Below are 20823 nucleotides of genomic sequence, written 5' to 3'. Positions count from 1 at the left end.
AGCCGCCCCGCTCCGTCAACAGCCTTCAGCCGACAAACTCATATTGCCGAACAGGATGGCGCACCATCGCGTCGAGATCGATGCCGTCAAGCAGCCAGCGCAACTGTTCGGTATCGAGCGTCACGACCGGCGCCTCGCGGCGGGGCCAGCGAAACCGGTCTTCGGACAAGGCTTTCAATACAAGCACGAACCCTGACCGCTCGAAGAACAGGAGCTTCATCCGGGTGCGCCGGCGGTTGCAAAAGACAAAGACAGCACGCTCGAACGGGCTCAGGCCCATCGACTGCTCGACCAGGATCGCCAGGCTGTTGATCCCCGCACGAAAGTCGATCGGGTCCCGGTGAAGATAGACGCGAAGATCGTCAGCCAGCCGGAACATTGCACCGCCCCAGAATTTCGATCATCGCCGAAAGAGCCCGCTCATCCACATCCTCAAGCTCAAGCCGCACACCATTTGGCAAAGACGCCATCAGCCGCATTCCTGCCGATGATGGCCGGGCCGGCATGTCGGGCTGCCGCGCAATCGGCGACGCTGCAACCACAGGAACAAAGGCCGACGTTTCCTGCCCTGCAGCAGCCGTCAAACTACCCTGGGCCTGCCGATCTCGGCGAAGCTTCACCCAGTTGCGTAACTGATTGGCGTTGACGCCGTGCGCCAGTGCCAGACGGGCAACCGATACGCCGGGCTTCATTGCGGCGTCGATCAGCCGGTCTTTCTCGACCGGATCGAAACGCCGCTTCCCGTTGGGAAGAACCTTCACTGCCCGAAGACCCCCTGAGCCCTTCAAGTTATCCAATGTCATTGTGTCCACAGTCTCCCTTGTGGACACAGACTCCCTCATTCGCCGTTCAGTGAACAGGTGCGGGGAATTGTGCGCTTACGTTTTGTACTGCTCGTGGGCGGCGGTTTGGCGGGTATCTGGCGCTCAGAACGAAATCCATTCTATGATGGGAAAGGCGCTGCAGTAGCGATCTGGTCAGGAGCCGGTTTTCTCTCGGCTTACGCAATATTTTTTATGACCTGGAATGAATTCTGGAGCTGGTGAGTAATACAAAACCCCTGGCTCTTAGCGTTGCGGCGGATCGAAAAGGCGCGGCTGCCGTCGTGGCCGAGACCGGTGGTGGGCGCGTGAGGCGGTCAGGGGCAACTCCGACCAACGCGAGCAGGAGTTCGGTTCATCAGCGAATAATCAGCGTTCATGCATAGCCTCGGATCCAACCTCGATGAGGGGAGAGAAGAGATATTCAAGCAGCCGGCGCGTGCCGGTTTTGATTTCGACTGTTACGGTCATCCCGGGCGACAATGGGATTTCTCGACCATCGGCGCTGATCGCATTTTTCGATGGAACGACAATGACCGGATAAACAAGGTTTTGCGTCTGTCCGATGGGGGTGATGCTCGTGTTCGATTTTGCCAGCTGCGTCGGATCGTTTTCCGACGTCTGGGCGTCTGAACTCGGGATTGAATCGCGCGCAACGCGGCTGACCGTTCCGTCAAGAGTCCCATAATGGGTGAAAGGAAAGGACTCGACCTTGATAATCGCTTCCTGCCCTTCGCGCAGGAAGCCGATATCTTTATTTTCCGCGTAGGCTTCGATCTCCAGAGAGACGTTGTCGGGAACAATTCGCATCATTTGTTGCCCGGTGGTGACAACTTGCCCGACCGTGGTCACGGATAGGGCTTGAACGACGCCGTCGATAGGACTGGTCAGCGTCATATGCTCGATCGCGGCCTGAGCTTTCACCAATTGGTGGGCCTTTTCGTCTGCCTGCCGCTCGGCATCCGCCAACTTCTGGGCGTTGTCACTGATGAAGGCTTCCCGGGTTTTTGCCCTTTCCGCCTCAATGGTATCGAGAGATGCGGCGACCTGGTTGAACTGCCCATGATCGGAGGCAAAAGTCGCCTTTTCGTCCTGCAGACTCTGCAATGCGTCGATCAACGTCGCTCTGGTCCCCGCGCTGCTCGCAATCAGCGTGTTGTGTAGATCCACCCGCTCTTGCAGCGTTTGGATCAGGTCAGCCTCGGCCTGTGTGGTGGCCCGAAGCTTTTCCAATTCGGCAAGCCTTTCCGTCTTTTGAGACTGGAGGCTTTGGATCTCAGCCCGCAAGCTGCGCAAGTCGTGCTGGAGAATGCGATCTTCCCGGGCACGGATGACGTCTGGAATATTGTCAGGCCAAACAATGATGGGGAGAAGATTGTTATCCTCCGCCTCGGCTACTGTTATCGCGGCATTTCGGCGAAGTATTTCAGCGCGGTCGGAAGCCAGGCCCGCCGTTAGGGCTTCGGCATCGGCCGTGGCGGCGGTTGCATCCAGTTGGACCAGCATGTCACCGGCGCGGACGCGGCTGCCGTTGACGACGTTCATTGTGTGAATGCGGCCAGTTTCCAGAGGTTGAATAACCTTCACCTGTCCGGTTGGCCGGATCTTCCCAGTTGCGATCGCAAAAATGTCGATCTGGCCAAAATAGCCAAAGGCGAGGGCGGCGGTTGCAAAGAGGCAAATCATCCCGATCAAGATCATCTGGACCGGCGATGCGGGTGTTTCGATGATTTCGAGCGCTGCCGGCAGGAATTGGTTATCGGAACGGTGGCGCTCCACTGGGAGCATGACGGCACGTTTGACACTATCCGGTGAGACTGGTTTGTTCACGCCGGCTCCTCCCGAAACTGGTCAGTCTGCAACGCCCAGAGATGGGCATAGAGGCCCTTGGGGCGACGCACGAGTTCGTCATGGGAGCCGATCTCGACAATGCGCCCATCAGCCATGCTGACAATGCGATTGCACGGCCGAACCGCAGCAAGCCTGTGAGCGATAATGATCACGGTCCTGCCTTGGACGATCTTCTTCATATTGCGGTGGATCACGCGTTCGCTCTCATAGTCGAGCGCGCTCGTTGCCTCGTCGAAGATCAGTATCGGGGGATTGGTCGCCAATGCCCGCGCAATCGCCAACCGTTGACGCTGCCCGCCCGAAAGATTGCCCCCGCGCTCCTCGATGATCGTGTCGTAGCCATTCGGCAATTTATCTATGAACTCGTCAGCGCCGGCCAGTTGCGCGACTTGCATCACCAGGGCACGCGGCATGGTGGGGTTTGCGAGCGCGATATTGTCGTGGATCGTGCGGTTGAACAGCAGGTTTTCCTGCAGGACAACGCCGATATTGCGCCGGAGCCACGAGGGATCGACCTGAGAGATATCGGCCCGATCGACCAAAACCTGACCTTCTTCGGGCAGGTAAAGGCGCTGGATCAGCTTTGTCAGCGTGGACTTCCCCGATCCGGACGGGCCCACGATGCCAATGACTTCGCCGGTTCGAATGGCAAGGGAAATCGATTTCAGAACTTCTGGCGCACCTGGCCGGTAGCGGAACCCGACGTTGCGAAATTCGATAGCGCCTCGCGGTGGCGGAAGGCTGCCGGCGCCAGCTGGAGATACACGCTCCGGCGCCGTATTCAGAATATCGCCAAGGCGCTCTACAGAGACCTGGACTTGCTGGAAATCCTGCCAGAGCTGCGAGAGCCGCAGCACCGGCTGCATAACCTGGCCGGTGATCATATTGAACGCAATAAGGCCACCAACCGTCAGATCCCCGTCCATCACCGCCCTGGCGCCGAAAAACAACGTCGCCGCAGTGACCAGCTTATTCACATATTGGATTGTGTTCTGACCGCCGGCCGAGAACATTGAAGCGCTGAATGATGTTTTCACATACGCCGCAAGCTTCTCCTCCCATTGAACTTGCATTGCGGGTTCGACCGCGGCGGCCTTCAGCGTCTGTATGCCAACGATCGTTTCCACCAGAAACTGCTGGCTTTCAGCGCCGCGATTGAACTTCTCCTTAATCTTGTCCCGCAGGATCGGCCTGATGAGCAGCGTAATCACGAGGTAAAGGGGGATTGCAGCGACGACGATCAAGGTAAGCCTCCACGAGTAGGCGGCAAGCACGGCAATGAAGATGAGCGCGAAAAACAGGTCAAGCGCCGAGAAAAGAGCCTGCCCTGTGATAAAGGAGCGGATGGTCTCGAGCTCGCGAACGCGGGCGACCGTCTGACCGGCTGAACGGACTTCGAAGTAGCCTAGAGGCAGCCGGAGGAGATGCCGAAAGAGCCGCTGTCCCAGCTCGACATCGATCCGGTTGGCCGTGTGGGAGAGTGCGTAGCTTCGCAGGTACTGCAATCCGACATCGAACAGGCCAAGGACGACAAGCCCGCCGGCGAGCACGGCAAGCGTCGAATATCCTTTATGGACGACGACTTTGTCGACGATCGCTTGAAAGAACAAGGGTGTTACGAGGGCAAAGAGTTGGATGAAAAGAGAGGCAAGCAGGACATTCGCAAGCGGCTTGCGATAGCGCCAAATCGATGGGAGGAACCACCTGAACCCAAAAGCCCTCGGGTCGATACCTTCACCCCTTAAGCGGCGTTGCACCAGAATGATGCCGGGCTCGATTTCTGCCCGCAAGACCGCGATGGGTACCTCTCTTGCAATTCGGCTTACCGGGTCGACCAGGCGATAGTCTCCGGCTTGTGTGATTCCACCAAAAAGGTTGAAGGGACCTGCCTTGAGCTTCACGATGGCTGGCACCGGGATCGAACGCAACCGCTTAGCAGTTTGCGTTTGGATCAATCGAGCTTTCAAGCCTACGATGTTGGCGGCGCGGAGGAGTTCCGATTCTGCAACCGGCCGGTCTCCCATCGCGAGTTCTTGCGCAATCTGGAGCGGATCTGCGACGATGCGATAGTAAGCGGCAATGGCACAAAGAGCGGCAAGGCCGCTGTCAAGCGCACTCACGGTTGAGGGCGGGGCAGGGGGAGAATCTGACATGGCGTCCCAGGGATGGAGGAAGCAGAACCGGCGCGTTCACCACGCCGGTTCCTTCGTCACAGGTTGTCAGGCTGCAAGCATAAAGTCCGAGGCCGCCAATGTCGGCCTGTAGTTGGTAAGCAGCGATGAGTCGCCGACAATGTTATAGGGTGACTGCCAAGTTTCGTCGGAGGATTCAAGGCTCGCGCCGAGGGAGGCGGGCTCAATGCCTCTGATTGTCGGCATTCCGTTGGCCGTGCCGACATTGGCTGTCGACCATTCCGACACCGAGAACAGCTCGTTATGCCGCTGTTCCTCCATCTGGGTGGAGTTGTTGGCGAGGTTGATCCCGAAATCACCAACGTTGAAGCCGATCAACGATAGATCTCCGTCGGCAACTATGTAGTGAGTCGTCACGGTGCCTGTCTTGTTGTCCCATGACTCTGCGTCATAGTCGGAGGCGTCGTCCTCTGCCGTCAGTGCCGAAAGGGTCAGTCTCGTTTGAGGCGCGAAGTAGTCTTCGGTATCCGGGTCATACGACGGATTGTACGCGCTGAGCGTGACATCATTACCTGCTGACTCAAGTCCGTAGTATTGGTCGGTAAAATTGTCCTTCTCGATTGCGTCGGTGAAGACCGCCTTGATCCCGGTGCTGGCATTGACGTCACCCACCATCTTCAGGTGGTTATTCGGATCAACGCGTCGAACCGAGCCGCTTATATTGGGGTTGTATGCCGCGTAGTGCGATTGCCCGGCGTCCGTCATCGAAACGTATTTGGACGGATCATTGATGACTTCGCCATTGTATTTGAGGATATCCGTGGCTGTCGGATTGATAATGACAATCTTGTTGTCAAACTGACCTCCGTAACCCGAATTGTTAGGGTTCATCAGGTGGGCGTCAAGATAGGCATTGATCTTCTCGGGATCGAGAGACAAGAAGTTGGTCTGGTTGATATCGTTCATTTGGAGAAGGAAAACGCCGACACTCTTGTCAGTCCCCGCCTCGAAGTCGAAGCCATCGGACCCGTTGGCGCCGTAGACAATCGTAAGCGGAGCAAGATTAGCGGAGTTGAATACAAAGTTCTCCGGGCTGTCGAGCTTCCCTTCAACCAAATTCCAGTTGGTTGAGCCGGCGGTATCCGACACGGTGGAAGAGTCCAGGGTCGCGGTGCCGCCGTTCGCTTCGAGGATGATGTTATTGCCGACCGCAACGTCAAAGTTGTCCGAGGCCTGGCCGACCATGATATTGGTGCCGCCCCCACCTGCGAACGTCGTGTTGCCACTGGGAGAGCCGATAAGGAGGGCGCCGCCGGCAGTTCCGGAGTAAGTCAGCGCAGAATCGGTGGCATCAAGCGTAACGCCCCCCGTTGCGCTTGCCTTGATCTCGGTTATGCCAGAGATCAAAGCGGTTCCGGAACCCTTAAAGAGCTCAGTGAAACCATCCTGGTTGGACTCAGCAGGAGTAGGCGTTCCCACAACGCTCATGATCGCGTCGATGACAGCGTTTCTGGCACCCACGATATTTGGCGCGACAGGAGTTTCTGTTTGGCCGGTCGACCATTTATCTGGGGTCAGATCGACGCTGAACACGTTGGAACCGGAATGTACCACGCCGAGGCCCAGGGCTGCGTCCGTCGACTTCTCCGCCGCGAGCTGACCGCTATATTGGACCGCGATCTGGGAGAGGTCTTGATACATCAGCCCGTTGATATTGCTGTCGAGGGAGAGGTCTGCGATGTTTGCCGGAACCAAGCCGGCGAGGTCTCCAGCATCATCAAACATGCTTTTGATGGCAACGTCTCCGTAGAGCATTGTTCCTTCGTCGAGCGCCGAATATGCGATCATCTCTTGCAGCGCCGTCGAGGCAAGACCATTTGCCGTTTTGTAGGCTCCTACACCGGCCGCGTTCGCTACGTCATCGTCCCATAGCTCCGGGAAGAAATAAGGCGCGATAGCTGACCAATCGGTGATGTTGTTGTCAGACGCATATAGGAGCATCGTCTCTAGCGCCATGCTGTGAAGTTGAACAGAACTCAACTCTTCCGTGGCGCCTGAATCGAGTCCTGTTACGGGCAGGGATTGTCCGCCAGTATTGCGCAGAAAAGTCAGTGCCTCCCCCACTGTAGCGTAGGCTGACAATTTTGATTCATCGTTCGGTGTGGGAGTGGAGGTGCCATAAATAAATGCCGCGAGGTCGGAATTGTATGCAGTTCCGACAGAGTCTGCGTAGGCATTTGCCGCGGCGAGTTCAAACGGCATGTTATCGAACAGATAGCCCTTAACGCCGTAAATCGATCCAACGAGCCCTGTTAGGCCGCCGCCGAGAGAGTGTCCGGTCAGAGTGATATCCGCGCTTGTGCCACCATTGGCGGTGACCTTTGTCAGTATCGATTGATAGAATGTAATTGCCGAATTGACGTCAGCTGCGTCCTGAGAGCCGCCGCCGATCATCCAGCCGTTCCAGAAATCTCCGTCGAGAATGTCAGTCCCGAGAATGTCGGTTGTACCTCGATACGATATCTCGTAGCTCAGGCCATCCCAATAGGATACCGCCATAAAATTGTTGTTATTGGGATCGGCAAACGAGTTAATTTTCCAGTTTCCGATGTAAGTGTAGGTGGTTCCGTCAAGTGAAGCATTGGGGCCAAAGTCATACGCATTCATTGCAAGTATTGCGTTCATTAAGTCATCGGTCATAAATCATCCCTTCTTAAATAACTAACGAGGTTTTTCATTAGCTCGTATCGGAAGAATTCCACTTTCTTGACGTCTAAGTTGCTATTGAAAGTGTTGATCCACGGGAGGTAGCTTTCAACATTCCGTGTAACAGGCTCGTCAGTGACCATTACAGTAGCGTTCACGTAGGCTGCTGTGGGGCCACCGATCTCTGAAATTCGGTCTGGGTTGGTGAGGATCACCGAGTATGGATCGCGGGGGTCGGGAAAATAGACAATCGTAGGCAGCAAAAGAGTGCTTACCGCAAACTCGCGGCGCATCCACACATTCATTTTTCCAGTTGGAGATGTATTTGGCAGGGCCCTGCTTGGAGTGACGCCTATTGAGGCTCTATCTGTGTCGATGACTTGCAGAAGTACGAATACGGTTTTTCCATTGGGAAATGTGACTGGAACCGCATCGCCTTTTATTGCTATGTGGCCGCAATTTGTTTCGGTCATGATGCACGGCGGTCGATGAACTGTCTCCTCAACCACACCTCTGGCCGACAATGGCTTGCCATCGACCATAAAGTTGACTGTGAGCCGGTAACGATAGTCGTCTACGACGTAAAAGACGTCTCTAGACAAGATAAAGCCAAAAAGAGCCAAGGTCGGTAAGAGTACTAAAAGAAGGATTGCGATTATAAGCGTGCGCATAATGTTACGCCCACCAGCGAATGCCATATGCCTCGGTCGGGGTATTTACTGTCAAAAAGCCGACAAATAACGAATCATTAAGTTGATACAATTGCAGCCCCCTCAGAATGCTCAATCGAAATCAAATGGCTAAAGTTATATCGTAGTAAAACTTTCTAGGCGTACGATAGTGCCGATGACATTTACAAGATAACGTTGAATTCTCAAAAGGCTAAAACGTCGCACCCAAAACGCGCATTTCGTATCCATTTCGCGCAGCAGTCTTGCGACCGCTGCCGTTTTCGGCTGGGCGGGTATTTTCCTGTTTTGGGCTTGCGAGCAAAAGTACCTGACAGAACTGGCGCCTCGTTTTCAGACGCCGACTTGCTTGCCGCACTATTGCGCGCAGGAAACCTTCTCTCCAGCTTACACCGACGAACCGGGCTTTTCCCAATAGCCTCAGATCCTCCGGCCCGCTCCATGCGGCGAGCCGCTGCGCTGGTCTCGCCTTCCGCGTTGTCGAACCCAAGCCGCCGTGTACGGCAGTGAGGCTTTGGAGCACCGTTCTTTCGGTCGATCGTTCAACCCACCTGCGGCGGGTTTTTCTGTTGGATGCTCGGCGCTGGCCAAGGGTTCAGGCGCGGGTCCGCGCCGATCTGGATGACGTTCAAGCAGGCGCAGGAGTTGGGTGCCAGCGTGTGCAAGGGTGAAGGCGAGGAACTTCCATTGAACCCATTCTGGAGAGGCTCAGCGGCTGGCATCATAGGCATTCATTGCAAGAATAGCATCCATTAAATCTGGGTCCATTACCAATCATTCCTTTCGAGAAAACGTGGATAAGCGGATTGCAATGTCTTGGAATTGTTGTCCGATTCTGGATAGAGGTAGTGTGACATGGATATGTTCGCGTTTGAGTTTTGAATGACTCCTTCTTTGCTAAGCCAGGGGAGCAATCGGTCGATCCCAGTCGTGACGGGATCATCGGTCAGCTTCACCGAGATGCTCACCAATCTCGCGCCCAGTTCAACCAGAGCCGAGAGGTTCTCCGGCGTTGCGATCACCGCGCTTACCGGATCCGACGTGTCGTTGAAGTAGATTATGGTAGGAACATACTCGGGCGGCACGATCACAGGATCATGGGGAAGTTCGCTTATTTTTTTGTGCGGGGGACGGGGCTTTAGCGCTTGGTAAGGCATCGTTCCCGCTCTAAACGAGTGATCAGCAGTACCGAGCAAGACGAACAGCGATTTTCCGTTCGAAAAGTTGACGCGAGTTGCCTGACCTTTAACCGAAGTGACTATGCTGCAAATCCCAAGACAAACGAAATCACGCCGTTGGACAATGCTGATGACACCAGAAGCGGTGATGGTCGCTCCGTTCTCCTCGAATGTCGCTTCAATGCGATATTTAAATTGGTCAACTATAGCAGCGTTGCTTTGGAAGAGGACAAGGATCACGATCACCATAATAATCAAGGCTACGATGATCAGTGATTTTGAGAGCCTCTTCATATGCTTACGTTCTTTCAACCAAAGCCAATATTCTCATCAACCAACTCCTATTCGTGCCAAGGCCCTATACTGCGAAAAACAGGTGCGTGAGGTCATCCGTCATAGGTCATCTCTCCTCAGATAACCGGCTAGGTTTTGCATTTGCACGTATCGGGAAAAGTCCGTTTGGGCGGGATCGAGACGGGATTTGAAAGTAGAGACCCAGGGAAGGTATTTGCTGATGACGCGTGTGACGGGCTCGTCGGTCGCCGAAATGGTGGCATCCAAGTATTTTGCGCCCGGGCCGCCGGTCTGGTCGATGTTCTCTGGATCGATGATGGTCATTGAGTATGGATCACTCGTGTTCGCAAAATAGACAATGTTTGGGAGCGAGACGGCGCTAACCTCGAATTCCTGATGCAGCGGCGCGCTCATTTTACCGGTCGGCGCCCCAGTAGGCAGAGCATGGCTAGCGTACTCACCGTTCGTAATTCTGTGACCGTCAACCACTTGAAGAAGAACAAACGCCACTTTGCCGTTGGGAAACGGCACGGGGATCGCGTCGCCTTTTATCGCCACACGCCCACATGTCTGTTCCAACAGAATGCAAGGCGGCTTGTGGATGATCTCCTGTACCACACCACTGGCCGACAACGGCTTACCATCGACCATAAAGTTGACTGTGAGCCGGTAACGATAATCGTCTACGACGTAAAAGACGTCTCTGGACAAGATAAAGCCGAAAAGAGCCAAGGTCGGTAAGAGCACCAACAGAAGGATTGCGATTAAAAGCGTGCGCATAACATTACGCCCGCCAGCAAACGCCATATGCCTCGGTTGGGGCATTTATTGCCAAAAAGCCGATAAATAACGAAGCATTAAATTGATACATTTGCCGCCCCTCAGAATGCTCAATCAAAATCAAATGGGGTAAAGTTATATGGCAGTAAAAATTTCTAGGTTAACGATAGTTCCGATGTCATTTACAAGACAGCGTTGAATTCTCAAGAGGCTAAAACGTCGCACCCACAACGTCATTTCGTATTGAATTGCGCAGCAGCCTTGCGGCAGGTGCCATTTTTGGGCTTGCGAGGTCCACGCAACCGTCGGCGGTCCTTGATCCGATTCATCGAAGCAATGGACAGCTTCTTTGGATCGACCAGTGCCGATATCCGCCACGACGGCAACGGCGGCGCCAGGGTCTGTCGCACACCACAAATAACGGCCAATCTCCGCATATTCTCACATGCGTCGGATGTTGCGGCAGGTCGTCTCCGCAGCATTTGAAGCCTAAGGCGTCCTCGTCTGGTTGATAAAATATTATACTGGAGTATAAGTATAGCTCTCGGCGCGAGGGGGAAGGTCAAGGGAGATCGGAACACCACTGCGCGGCCTCTACGCTGTTAACAACCGGGTCTGCATCTGACACACAATCGATCCCTGCTGACAAAGGAATGGTACAAAGTTCCGATATCCAGTGATTGCCTGGGCTGCGGCGCACAGACCCGGTCCGTCGGCATTGTCGTCGGACCATCGAGCCTCGTCAACGTTGCCGACGGCTTTGAGAACGATGTTCTGAAGCGGGCATGGACACCGCTTGATGCGTTCGCATTCGTCGATTCACTCGGTGGTCGAACGAAGAATATCGAGCAGTTCATCGTCAACCGCTTTCACAGCGCGTTCGAGTTCAGGAACGATCGCTTGCTATCGGTCTGCGAGCATTGCGGGGAAAATCTGTCACCTGCCGCTATCCGCTCTGCCGCCATGAATGGCTTCGTCCGACTGGGGCAAAAAGGTTTGCTTGCCAACGAAAGGATGCTGCTCTTCGCATCGCGGGTCGTGTTGATGGAATTCCATGGCGGCACGTCAATCGAGGAAAGCGGCCTGCCACATCCAGACTACGCGCTGATGCTCATTTGCGATGCGGAAAGCGCAGGCGGCGAAACCGGTACGGTCGAATTATGGCACAGCATTGCGCGTAACGACTACGCCATTCTCGTCAAGGGCCATGAAGGCCGAGAAATGTTCCGTGACGCTTTCAATGACGATCTTGAGGACGTTGTGGCAACCATTTCGGATCTCGGACTGGTCCTGACGCAGCTTCACTTGGCACAGCCATCATCACCCTATTGCCAGCTTGCCCGTGACCTCTTTCTCGAAACCCTTGCCCATGCCGGATATCGACAAGAAAATTAGAAAGCAACGCAATGCGGATTTCCAAAACGCGATCGGGTTCTCTGGCAATAATGCTCCTGTTGTCGGGATGTGGCGGCGACCTTGCACGCTCACCGCGACCGCTGCTATCAGCCCCGTTTGCGTATCTCAGTCTCGCAGCTTGCAGGGCCTATGCCAGCAATATCGTCGAGTGCCAGCTTGAGTATGGCAGCCAATTCGGACGCCAGCGCCTCGGCCCTGTCCAGGAGACGGGGCGAACAATCGGCCGTGGTGCCAACCGCTATCAGGTCACGTCATGCTACTCATTTCCGAGGATACAGAAGGAATTGCCCAATTTCGTCTGCCGAATCTATGACGCCCGGTCTGGGGCCGATGCCGGTTCAGTGTTGATCAAAGGCGGCACAGCGGTGCGCCTGGCCCGCATTCTGGGCGATCGTGAACAGATCCAATATCGTTGGATGCCGGATAAATGGTCGCGCCTACGCGATTGATTTTCCTTTGAGAAACGTGTTTTGAAGCGCTGCTGGCGGAGCAAGAATTATACCGGAGTGAAACTTTTAAGTTGATTTCCGCAGCGGAATGCAGTTCAAAATCTTATACCGCAGTGTAATTTTGAACTGGTTCGGTTATGGATCGCATCCCACTTCCGCCTGTGAGAATACCGCAAAAGGTATGGTCGCGACGTGCGCTGTGGATCGCTGGAATGTCGACAATCCTGCTCACCGGTTTCGCTTCCAGCCCGGGCGACAACGATCTGCCCTCCTCTTCACAAATGACTGCTCCCGCCGATGGGCTTGGCGGCGTCAAGAGTCAGAAGGTAGGGAGAGTGGCAGCCAGCTTAATCCCAACTGCCGCACCGAATGCGACCGTAGCGACAAATCAGCAGCCGACAATCGATTGGGTCAACTTCAGACAGCGCATTGACGCGCCGAAAGATGAACATCCGATTAGGCCCGGCTTTCTTTCGTTGGATACGGTGGAAGAGCTTGAAGACAGTCGTGCGAAATTACCAGGAGAAGCGGCTGGTAGCGCGAATGCGCGGCGCGAACGCACCGTGCATTCGCCAATCGACGTCTCCTCCTTTGAGCAGACGTCGTCCCCTCACATCGTCGATCCGCCGGTCGCGTTGAAAGCTGATGCCGACCCGGCGTCGATACAGCCCAGACCCGAACTGCTTTCAGGCATCCCCGAAGACTATGCAAAACTCGCGTTGGCGATCGCCGCTGGGGAAGGGGTTGACCCGAACTGGGTGCTCTCGATCATGCGGGCAGAAAATGCGAGCTACGATCCACGCCTCGTCAGTCCCGCCGGTGCCGTCGGTTTGATGCAGGTGATGCCGCGGATCGGCGCGGCCTTTGGTGCGAATGATCTCACCGATCCCGAGCAGAATATCCGCGCCGCCACGCGATTCCTCCGTGTTCTCATCGACAAGTACCGCAATCCGGTGCTTGTCGCCTCTGCCTATAATGCCGGTGAGCCTCGTGTCGATCTTCGCCACTCCTTGCCGCTGATCAAGGAAACCGCGGACTATGTCACGCGTGTCGTCGGGTTCTACGTTGGCGCGGCGGCGACCTCTGCGGGCACGCGTAGCCTGTTATCCCCATCGGAGTCCGGCTCGAAGCGCCGGTCAGGAACTGCCGATCGCGCAAGGTCGCCGATGCTTGTTTTTTCTGTTGCAGATCCGCTGACAGCGGCGAACCGATCCCCCCAGGAAGACGGACCGACCCACGTTGGCGGTCCGATTAAAATCGTCAAGGAAGAGGTGCATTGATGAATCTGATCGCAATGGCAGTCCTTTATGGCAGCGTCGCCTGGCGTTCGAGGGCGAAGCGCAAATGGGTCAGCAATGCCGCGATGGTATGTGCGGCCAGCCTGATCCTGCTTGTCAGCCAGTTCGAACCGGCTGCGGCGCAAAACCTCGATGCCTTGCAAAACGCCGCTGACCGGCTTGTGCAGTTCTTCACCGGTCCGTTCGGCCGCTCGGTCGGAGCGATCGCCTTCATCGGCATGTTTCTCGCCGCAGCCTTCGGCTACTGGTCCTGGGGCGCCCTGCTTCGGGTCGGAGGAAGCCTCGCCGGCATGTTTGCCGCCGCCGAACTCGTCGACTTCCTTGCTGGCAGCGGATCTTGAACCATGGCTGGATCAGGCAACACCGCCGACGGTGGCGATGAGTACATCGAATCCTATCCCGTCATCTTGGCTCTGACGCGGCCGCCAACGGTCATGGGGATCCCTTACACATACTTTCTGGCGGAATGCTTCATCTCGCTGATGGTGTTCATGATCTTGGGCTCGATCCTTTGGTTCCCGGTCTCCTTCGTGATCCTTCATAGCATTCTCTATGTGCTGACGGTGAAGCTCGACCTGTGGTTTTTCGAGATCGTCGGACGGGTCAGCATGTGCGGCGTCAATCCTCTGGGTCGGAGGCTCGGCGGTGGCATCAGGACCTATGGGGCGTGATCGATGGGCACCATGGCGAGATCGTTGAAAGGGAGCTTGTCGAAAGGTTGGGAGATATTCGCCGACCGCAGCATATCGACACACGTCCCGTTCTATGCGCCGATCGAAAACGGCATTATCCGACTGAAGAACGACTGCCTGGTCTCCACTGTGCAATTGACCGGCTTTTCGTTTGAGACCGCCGATATCGAGACGATCAACATGCTGCAGCGGCAGCGCAACGCGGCGTTCCGCGCGATCTCGTCGATCGGCAATTTTGCGCTATACACCCACGTGGTCCGGCGCAAGGTCGCGCCGTCGCTTCCATCGGCTTTCGCCGATCCCTTCATGCGGCGTCTCGACGACGTCTATCAGTCGAGCATCTCCAGGAACGAGATGTTCGTCAACGACACCTATGTGTCCGTGGTTGTTCGGCCGCTGTTCAGACAAGGCTCGGCGCTGTCCCGTGTCATGGGCATCGGCGGCAATGTCGTGCGCAGGGAGCAGTTTCGTGCGATGCGCGACAAGCTTGTCGAAGCAACAAGGGCTCTGGAAAAATCGCTTGCCGCCTACGGTCCGAAAGTCTTGCGCGACGTGCAGCGCGCCGAAGTCCACCCTGGCAACGGACAGACGATCTACCGCGCCATCTCCGACGATATGATATTCGAGGAAGGCACGCGTAAGATCTGGTTCTCTGAGCAGTGCGAATTCTTCTACACACTGCTGAACGGCGGCCGGGTACGGCCGATCCGCCTCGGCAACATTCCGATCGACGAGATGCTGCCGGCGCGGCGGACATCGATCGGCAACCGGATCATCCATCTTCAAGGCGACACGTCCGGCGATGACCGTTATGCCGCGATGGTATCGCTGAAGGAGTATCCGCCGGAGACCGGCGCCGGCATGCTCGACTACATCCTCAGGCTGCCTTTCGAGATGGTGCTGACCCAGTCGATGTCGTTCGTCGACGACATGGCCGCCCGCAACCGCATCGAAAGGCTTGATCGGCAGATGTCGAAAGCCGACGAGGGCGGCTCCAGCGTCCAGGCCAATCTCGACATCGCCCGTGACGAACTCGCTCGCAAACGCGTCGCCTTCACCGAACACCACCTCACCGTCATGCCGATTGCCAGGACGACGGCGCAGCTTGATGATGCGGTCGCTCTGATCGGAAACGAGCTTGGGGCGCTCGGCGCCTCCTACGTTCGCGAGGATCTGAATGCAGAGCCGGCCTATTGGGCACAACTCCCCGGCAATCAGGCCTATATCGCTAGGCGCGCCCTTATCTCGACGCTGAACTGCGCCGGGCTCAGCAGTTTTCACGCCTATCCCTATGGCAAGCCGGACGGAAACCACTGGGGACCGGCGATCACCATTTTCGAGACGACCTCCGGTACGCCCTTCTTCTTCAATTTCCATCAGGGCGACGTCGGGCACACGACGGTGTTCGGACCGACGGGTTCGGGCAAGACCGTCATCATGGCGTTTCTGATCCTGCAGGCCTACCGCGTCAGCCCGCGACTGAAGACGATCGTCTTCGACAAGGATCGTGGTCTCGACATCATGGTTCGTGCGGCAGGCGGGCGATACATGACGCTCGAACCCGGCGAACCGGCGGGCTGGAATCCCTTGCTTCTCGACGACACCGAGGAGAACCGCGTTTTCCTGTACGGGCTTTTGAGCTTCATGCTGAAGCCGTCGAAGGAAGGCGAGAGCCTGACGCCGCAGGAAGAAGCGATCATCCGCAGCGCGATCAAATCCGTCCTCAAGACGAAGGACAAGTCGTATCGTCGTCTATCCTCGCTGCGGGCGCTGCTCGCTGGAAGCGAGAGGACAGAAGGCAGTCTGATCGCACGGCTCGACAAATGGGTCGATCGCGGCCCCTATGCCTGGCTCTTCGACAATGCCGACGACAATCTCGACATCTCCAGGCCGATGATCGGCTTCGACATGACGTCGATCCTCGACGATCCGACGGTGCGCACCGCGGCCCTCCTCTACATGTTCCACCGCCTGGACGAGATCTACGACGGCAAGGCGCCGATCATCAACCTGATGGACGAAGCCTGGAAGCTGCTCGACGACGACGAGTTCAAGCGCACCATGAAGGACTATTTCAAGACCATCCGGAAAAGGAACGGTCTTGTCATTTTCGGTACGCAATCGGCCGACGACGTCGTGCAATCCAGTGTCAGCCGCACGATCATCGAGCAGACGTCGACCAACATCTTCTTTGCTAATCCGAAGGCCGACGAGCACTCTTACATGGAGCATTTTGGCCTCTCCAGGGCCGAATTCGAATGGGTCAAGAACGGAGACCCAAGTTCGCGTTTCATGCTGATCAAGCAGGCGAAGAGCAGCGTGATCGCGCGTGTCGACATGTCCCACATGCCGGAGTTCATCAAGGTCTTGTCCGGCCGGGAGGAGACCGTTCGCGAGGTCGAGATGCTGCTCGACGAATACGGAGACGATCCGAAGAACTGGCTGTCGAAATTCTGCGACTGGGAGGGGGGAGCGTCCGATGACCAACGCAAGGCTTCCTGAGGTGGCGACGGCCGGCGTTCTGGCGCTGGCGACAGTGATGGCCCCCGCGGCCACCCGCGCCCAGGTTCCGGTGATCGACAATGCCCGCCAGAAGATCCAGCAGGCGACCTTGAACTGGTATCAGGGCTATCAGGCCGATACCCGGAAGCTGAAAGGTGCCTCGGGCGGAACGACAGACAGCGTGGCACCCGGTCAGGGCTCCGGCGCACCGGCCGATTGCTCGGCAGACGGCATGGGCGGCAACACCGCGCCGGCGGCGCCATCAAAGCGGACTCCGAGCCAGCAGGAAGTCGCCCGCATGGTCGAGGACGAGGCGATCCGCCAGGGCGTCGATCCGAATTTTGCGCTCGCCATCGCCGAACAGGAATCCCGCTTCCGGCAGTCCGCGCGCTCGGCGGTCGGCGCCACCGGTGTCATGCAACTGATGCCAGGCACCGCAGCCCAGCTCGGCGTCAACCCTTATGATACGCGCGACAATATCCGAGGCGGCGTCAAATATATCAAACAGCTTCAGGGAATGTTCGGCAATCGCTACGACCTGATCGCCGCTGGTTACAACGCCGGTCCTTATCGTCAGTCGCTTCAGAACGGGCAGATCCCCAACATCCCCGAGACCCAGGATTACGTCAAAAAGGTCACCGCTTACTACAGCCGCAACAAGACGCTGAATGGCGATCGGACCCCGACAGCGGGCGATAACACCGAACCCGAAAGCGCAAGCTATGGGAACGGTTGCGGCGAGCAGCTCAAAAAGGCTGTCGACCGCAACACGCAGGCGCAGGTCGAGCGCGGGTCGGTCTGGAATGAGCTGCTTGGGAAATCGATTGAAGCGAACCAACAATATCTGCAGCGCCTGCAGGCCGGGTTGCAATCGTCGTCGGCGAACTTACGCGGCTCCGGTGGCGGCAATTCGAACGATTTCGACGGTTCGCTCGTGATGGCGCAGATCCAGTGCCCATCGACGATCATCGACACCGGCAGCACCCGCTGCTTTGCCGTGCCGTCTGCCGCCACCACCGAGCAGATCCAGCGGTGGCTTGATGATCTCCAGGAACAGGCACGCGCCAGTGGTGACATCGCGACCTTTTCGGTGATGCAGGATCCCGTATTGGGCCTGGTGACGGTCGTCGACGCCAGACCGACAGCAAACTGAACGGACAAGAGAGGTTAGGCACATGAAGACATTTGTCATCGCGGCAGCCCTTGGCATCGTTGCCGTCTCGCATGCTTACGCGCAGGTTCCCGTCAAGGACTCGCAGAACATTTCGCTCAGCGAGGACATTAAGCAACTGTCGTCGCAGATCCAGCAGGACACCTCGGTCGTCAAAGACAACACGACGAAAACCTTGGCAGCGATCACTGGCGACCGCACCCAGGATGCCGGCCAGTTTGCCAAACTTGCGACCGGCGACGGCTTCAGCATGGGACAAGCACCGGACTTCAACAGCATCCTGTCGGGAAACCAGGCAGTGTTCGGCGGCATCAGCGGTGAGTTTCAGAATACCGCCGCCAAACTCATCAACGGCCTCAACCTGGTGAAGATGGTGGTCGACACCGTCAAGGGCGGTGAGCTCTCCGGCGCCAATCAAGCCTATTCCCAAGGGATCAACGCGCTGACGACGATGACGGCGCTGACGGATGCGATGAACAGTGCGACGAAGGACCGGCAAAACGCGTTCATGCAGGCGACGCAGCAAATCGGCTCTGCCCAGGACCTGAAAGGGGCGCTCGAGCAAAACACCCAGATGGTGCTGCAGGGCAACCAGACCGCAAATGAGGCCGTTGGCTCGCTCAACAACCAGGTCATGCTTCTGAACCAGCAGTACAAGGCAGCGCTCGCGACCTCATCGCAGAACCTCAAGACCTTCGCACCGCTTCCCGACAGCGTGATGCGGGATGGAGGCTTGGAGCAGCAGGGGGCCTCGGTCCGCGATCAGTTGAAGGCATTCGAGGAGCAGGAGCAGTGAGGCTGACCCTCATTCTGGCATTTTGTTGCGCGGCCCTCAGTGGCTGCGGCGGCAGATACGAACAGCTGGCGAAATGCTCGGCCGACGAAAACCCCGTGCCGGCGCTCGGCTACGACAGAACCCCGCAACCAGCGCCGCCGGAACAGGCGCTGGCGAGAGTGGTCAAAGACGATTGCGGCCCGATGCGGCCTGTCAATTAGGATGCGACATGGATCCAGTCAGCTACGCGATCAATTTCTATGGCGACGCGCTCCGATATTTCGACAAGATCAATGAGGCCTCGCTTGAACGGGCCTGGGGGCTGTTTGCCCAACACAGCAATCTTGTCTCCGGCATCCTGGCGATCTTCCTGATCCTCTATTTCCTTTGGGGTGCCCTCGGACTGTCGAGCGTATCCCTGCAGGACATGGCGGTTACGGCCTTCAAGATCGCGCTCGCCTATGCGCTGATCATGTCCTGGGCCACTTTCTACGACAATATCGGCCAGTTCGTATTGTCCTCGCCACAGGATCTCGGCTCGGCTATTTCCTCGGCAATGGGCGGGCAGTCGGCCGGGTCCGATCTTGCCCAGCAGGTCGCCAGCATGGCGCGCAAGGTCTACGACTTCGCCATGCAACTCTTCAATTCATATGAATCCGGCTGGCTTCCGAATGTCACCGGCGCTGTGGTCGTGTTCATCGTGCTGGTGTTCGGGCTGCTGCCAATGCTGCTGATCCTCACCGGCGTAACGCTTTTTGCCAAGATGATCACCGCCGTCATGCTGGCGATCGGCCCGATTGCCATCCTCTGCTACTTTTTCGGCATCACACGATTTGTCTTCGACGCGTGGGTGAGGGGCATCGCATATGGAATGTTCATGCTGCTGTTCACCTATATCATGGCCGGCCTCTCCTTCGGCTTTCTGATCGGCATGATGGACACCATCAACGGCGACATGGCGACCAAGGAAAATGCGCTCGCGATCGTGCTTGCCATGGTGCTTTACCTGGCACTGATCTCCTATTTCATTTTCCAGGTTCCCGACTTCGCCAGAACCTTTTCCTACGGCACGGCGATATCGGGCGTGCCGGGCGGAGGCGGTGTCGATACCGGCTACAGCGCCGCGCGCAGAACACTTGCATCCGGCAATTCGAGGACGGGGCAGGCGGCGGCCGTCGCCCTTGGCATGCTGAGTGGTCCGAGAGGCGCCGTTACGGCGGCAGCGCTTGCCGGCCGTGGCAGTGTGGCCGGCGTTGGGACGCTTGGCCGGATGCTGACCAATCGCCGCCGCAACAGCGAGTGAACGATACACCGATATTCGAGGTTAACACTTGGCATTGTTCAGAAGACGGATAACACCTGCGCCGACCGATCATGTCCCCGGACCGCAGGAAGTCTATGATCGGCACTTGTCCTGGGGTGAAAAAAAACCGCTCGCTTCGGACCTTGATTGGTCTCATCCTGCTTGCCTTCGCGGTGGCCGGCTGGGCTATCGCCGGGATACTTTCGTTTTCCGTGGCGCAACTCTTCCCGCTTATCCGCACCGAAGTCGTTCCCCTGATCGTCGATAAGAATACCGGCTACATGGAGACGGTGACGACGCTCGACAAAGATCGGTCGAGCGTCTCGGAGATCCAGGCCGTTCGCGCGTCGTTCGTCGGCAATTACGTCATCCGCCGCGAGACCTACGATCCCCGCTATCTCTCGGACAACTTCGACATGATCGCGCTCTGGTCGGAACCGAACTCGGACGCCTTCAAGGAGTACGAGGTGTGGATGAACCCGAGCAATCCTCGAGGGCCGGTGAAAACGCTGGGTGCCACCGGCGACATCCGGCCGGAAATCTTGTCCGTCAATCCTCTCAATGCCTCGACGATGGCTGTCCGATTTGAGACACGGGAACGCCAACGCGGTGGCGACGTCGTCAATCGCTGGTCTGCTACGGTTCGCTACCGGCAGATCAATCTTCCCGCCAGTAACCGGGTTCGTTTGTACAATCCGTTGGGCTTCGTCGTCACCGAATACGCCAGGGTTCCGGAAACCATGCCGTCGGGGCCTGCCCAATGATG

At 57.0% G+C, this 20823-nt stretch carries 20 protein-coding genes; 12 read left to right on the top strand and 8 right to left on the bottom strand.

What is annotated here, in order from left to right; genetic code table 11:
• Positions 1-25: 25 nt before the first annotated feature.
• The 6 genes from tnpB to BA011_RS42805 form a co-directional block, all read right to left on the bottom strand.
• Positions 26-379 carry an IS66 family insertion sequence element accessory protein TnpB gene (gene tnpB, locus BA011_RS31085; protein ID WP_018240906.1) on the bottom strand — a complete coding sequence of 118 codons (354 nt, stop codon included), beginning with the start codon at positions 377-379 and terminating at the stop codon, positions 26-28.
• Positions 363-803 (bottom strand): IS66-like element accessory protein TnpA, encoded by a 441-nt coding sequence (gene tnpA / locus BA011_RS31080; protein ID WP_065282368.1) that lies wholly within the window; start codon positions 801-803, stop codon positions 363-365. Before tnpA ends, tnpB begins: the two co-directional genes overlap by 17 nt.
• 387 nt (positions 804-1190) lie before the next feature.
• Complete coding sequence (locus BA011_RS31075; protein ID WP_237352761.1) at positions 1191-2651, bottom strand: HlyD family type I secretion periplasmic adaptor subunit; 1461 nt, start codon at positions 2649-2651, stop codon at positions 1191-1193.
• Positions 2648-4825, bottom strand: coding sequence for a type I secretion system permease/ATPase (locus tag BA011_RS31070; RefSeq protein WP_065283680.1), 2178 nt, complete (start codon positions 4823-4825; stop codon positions 2648-2650). Before BA011_RS31070 ends, BA011_RS31075 begins: the two co-directional genes overlap by 4 nt.
• A 66-nt stretch (positions 4826-4891) precedes the next feature.
• The gene (locus BA011_RS31065) at positions 4892-7504 is read right to left on the bottom strand and encodes a hypothetical protein (protein ID WP_065283679.1); all 2613 of its coding nucleotides are present in this window, start codon (positions 7502-7504) and stop codon (positions 4892-4894) included.
• Positions 7501-8181: a hypothetical protein gene (locus BA011_RS42805; RefSeq protein WP_151343673.1), complete on the bottom strand. Its 681-nt coding sequence runs from the start codon at positions 8179-8181 to the stop codon at positions 7501-7503. The genes BA011_RS31065 and BA011_RS42805 overlap by 4 nt, the downstream gene beginning before the upstream one ends.
• 591 nt (positions 8182-8772) lie before the next feature.
• Here BA011_RS42805 and BA011_RS46375 point away from each other — a divergent pair.
• Complete coding sequence (locus BA011_RS46375; protein ID WP_065283677.1) at positions 8773-8955, top strand: ArdC family protein; 183 nt, start codon at positions 8773-8775, stop codon at positions 8953-8955.
• 11 nt (positions 8956-8966) lie between these two features.
• Here the strand turns inward: BA011_RS46375 and BA011_RS31050 are convergent, their stop codons facing one another.
• Entirely contained in the window at positions 8967-9689 is a 723-nt protein-coding gene (locus BA011_RS31050; RefSeq protein WP_151343672.1) for a hypothetical protein, read from the bottom strand.
• 81 nt (positions 9690-9770) lie between these two features.
• On the bottom strand, positions 9771-10451 hold the full coding sequence (locus tag BA011_RS31045; RefSeq protein ID WP_151343671.1) for a hypothetical protein: 681 nt from the start codon (positions 10449-10451) through the stop codon (positions 9771-9773).
• Between the two features lie 996 nt (positions 10452-11447).
• Between BA011_RS31045 and BA011_RS45460 the strand changes: the two genes are divergently transcribed.
• The 11 genes from BA011_RS45460 (at position 11448) to BA011_RS30990 (ending at position 20821) form a co-directional block, all read left to right on the top strand.
• Positions 11448-11846 (top strand): hypothetical protein, encoded by a 399-nt coding sequence (locus BA011_RS45460; protein ID WP_237352760.1) that lies wholly within the window; start codon positions 11448-11450, stop codon positions 11844-11846.
• A gap of 11 nt (positions 11847-11857) precedes the next feature.
• Positions 11858-12316 carry a hypothetical protein gene (locus BA011_RS31035; protein WP_151343670.1) on the top strand — a complete coding sequence of 153 codons (459 nt, stop codon included), beginning with the start codon at positions 11858-11860 and terminating at the stop codon, positions 12314-12316.
• A 212-nt stretch (positions 12317-12528) separates the two neighbouring features.
• On the top strand, positions 12529-13596 hold the full coding sequence (locus BA011_RS31030; protein WP_065283672.1) for a lytic transglycosylase domain-containing protein: 1068 nt from the start codon (positions 12529-12531) through the stop codon (positions 13594-13596).
• A complete protein-coding gene (locus BA011_RS31025; protein ID WP_065283671.1) occupies positions 13596-13955 on the top strand; it encodes a TrbC/VirB2 family protein in 360 nt (119 codons plus the stop codon). The genes BA011_RS31030 and BA011_RS31025 overlap by 1 nt, the downstream gene beginning before the upstream one ends.
• Positions 13956-13958: 3 nt before the next feature.
• Entirely contained in the window at positions 13959-14285 is a 327-nt protein-coding gene (locus tag BA011_RS31020; RefSeq protein WP_065283670.1) for a VirB3 family type IV secretion system protein, read from the top strand.
• Positions 14286-14288: 3 nt separating this feature from the next.
• Positions 14289-16808, top strand: a complete 2520-nt coding sequence (locus BA011_RS31015; protein WP_065283669.1) for a VirB4 family type IV secretion/conjugal transfer ATPase — start codon at positions 14289-14291, stop codon at positions 16806-16808.
• Positions 16786-17961, top strand: a complete 1176-nt coding sequence (locus BA011_RS31010) for a lytic transglycosylase domain-containing protein (RefSeq protein WP_065283668.1) — start codon at positions 16786-16788, stop codon at positions 17959-17961. Before BA011_RS31015 ends, BA011_RS31010 begins: the two co-directional genes overlap by 23 nt.
• 22 nt (positions 17962-17983) lie before the next feature.
• Positions 17984-18775 carry a conjugal transfer protein gene (locus tag BA011_RS31005; RefSeq protein WP_065283667.1) on the top strand — a complete coding sequence of 264 codons (792 nt, stop codon included), beginning with the start codon at positions 17984-17986 and terminating at the stop codon, positions 18773-18775.
• On the top strand, positions 18772-18975 hold the full coding sequence (locus BA011_RS31000; protein ID WP_065283666.1) for a hypothetical protein: 204 nt from the start codon (positions 18772-18774) through the stop codon (positions 18973-18975). Before BA011_RS31005 ends, BA011_RS31000 begins: the two co-directional genes overlap by 4 nt.
• 8 nt (positions 18976-18983) lie before the next feature.
• Positions 18984-20057 carry a type IV secretion system protein gene (locus BA011_RS30995; RefSeq protein WP_065283665.1) on the top strand — a complete coding sequence of 358 codons (1074 nt, stop codon included), beginning with the start codon at positions 18984-18986 and terminating at the stop codon, positions 20055-20057.
• A 143-nt stretch (positions 20058-20200) separates the two neighbouring features.
• Positions 20201-20821, top strand: coding sequence for a virB8 family protein (locus tag BA011_RS30990; protein WP_237352759.1), 621 nt, complete (start codon positions 20201-20203; stop codon positions 20819-20821).
• The last annotated feature ends 2 nt before the right edge of the window (positions 20822-20823 follow it).

This window comes from Rhizobium leguminosarum (assembly GCF_001679785.1).
GTDB classification, from domain to species: domain Bacteria; phylum Pseudomonadota; class Alphaproteobacteria; order Rhizobiales; family Rhizobiaceae; genus Rhizobium; species Rhizobium leguminosarum_R.
This window is presented reverse-complemented; position numbering and strand designations above follow the sequence as displayed.

Excerpts from the sequence above, each read along its gene's own strand:
- BA011_RS31025 (WP_065283671.1), top strand. The coding sequence starts at position 13,596 with ATGAATCTGATCGCAATGGCAGTCCTTTATGGCAGCGTCGCCTGGCGT.
- BA011_RS31005 (WP_065283667.1), top strand. The coding sequence starts at position 17,984 with ATGAAGACATTTGTCATCGCGGCAGCCCTTGGCATCGTTGCCGTCTCG.
- BA011_RS30995 (WP_065283665.1), top strand. The coding sequence starts at position 18,984 with ATGGATCCAGTCAGCTACGCGATCAATTTCTATGGCGACGCGCTCCGA.
- tnpB (WP_018240906.1), bottom strand. The coding sequence starts at position 379 with ATGTTCCGGCTGGCTGACGATCTTCGCGTCTATCTTCACCGGGACCCG.
- BA011_RS31015 (WP_065283669.1), top strand. The coding sequence starts at position 14,289 with ATGGGCACCATGGCGAGATCGTTGAAAGGGAGCTTGTCGAAAGGTTGG.
- BA011_RS31065 (WP_065283679.1), bottom strand. The coding sequence starts at position 7,504 with ATGACCGATGACTTAATGAACGCAATACTTGCAATGAATGCGTATGAC.
- BA011_RS31010 (WP_065283668.1), top strand. The coding sequence starts at position 16,786 with ATGACCAACGCAAGGCTTCCTGAGGTGGCGACGGCCGGCGTTCTGGCG.
- BA011_RS31020 (WP_065283670.1), top strand. The coding sequence starts at position 13,959 with ATGGCTGGATCAGGCAACACCGCCGACGGTGGCGATGAGTACATCGAA.
- tnpA (WP_065282368.1), bottom strand. The coding sequence starts at position 803 with ATGACATTGGATAACTTGAAGGGCTCAGGGGGTCTTCGGGCAGTGAAG.
- BA011_RS31030 (WP_065283672.1), top strand. The coding sequence starts at position 12,529 with ATGTCGACAATCCTGCTCACCGGTTTCGCTTCCAGCCCGGGCGACAAC.
- BA011_RS46375 (WP_065283677.1), top strand. The coding sequence starts at position 8,773 with ATGCTCGGCGCTGGCCAAGGGTTCAGGCGCGGGTCCGCGCCGATCTGG.
- BA011_RS31035 (WP_151343670.1), top strand. The coding sequence starts at position 11,858 with ATGCGGATTTCCAAAACGCGATCGGGTTCTCTGGCAATAATGCTCCTG.
- BA011_RS31070 (WP_065283680.1), bottom strand. The coding sequence starts at position 4,825 with ATGTCAGATTCTCCCCCTGCCCCGCCCTCAACCGTGAGTGCGCTTGAC.
- BA011_RS31045 (WP_151343671.1), bottom strand. The coding sequence starts at position 10,451 with ATGCGCACGCTTTTAATCGCAATCCTTCTGTTGGTGCTCTTACCGACC.
- BA011_RS42805 (WP_151343673.1), bottom strand. The coding sequence starts at position 8,181 with ATGCGCACGCTTATAATCGCAATCCTTCTTTTAGTACTCTTACCGACC.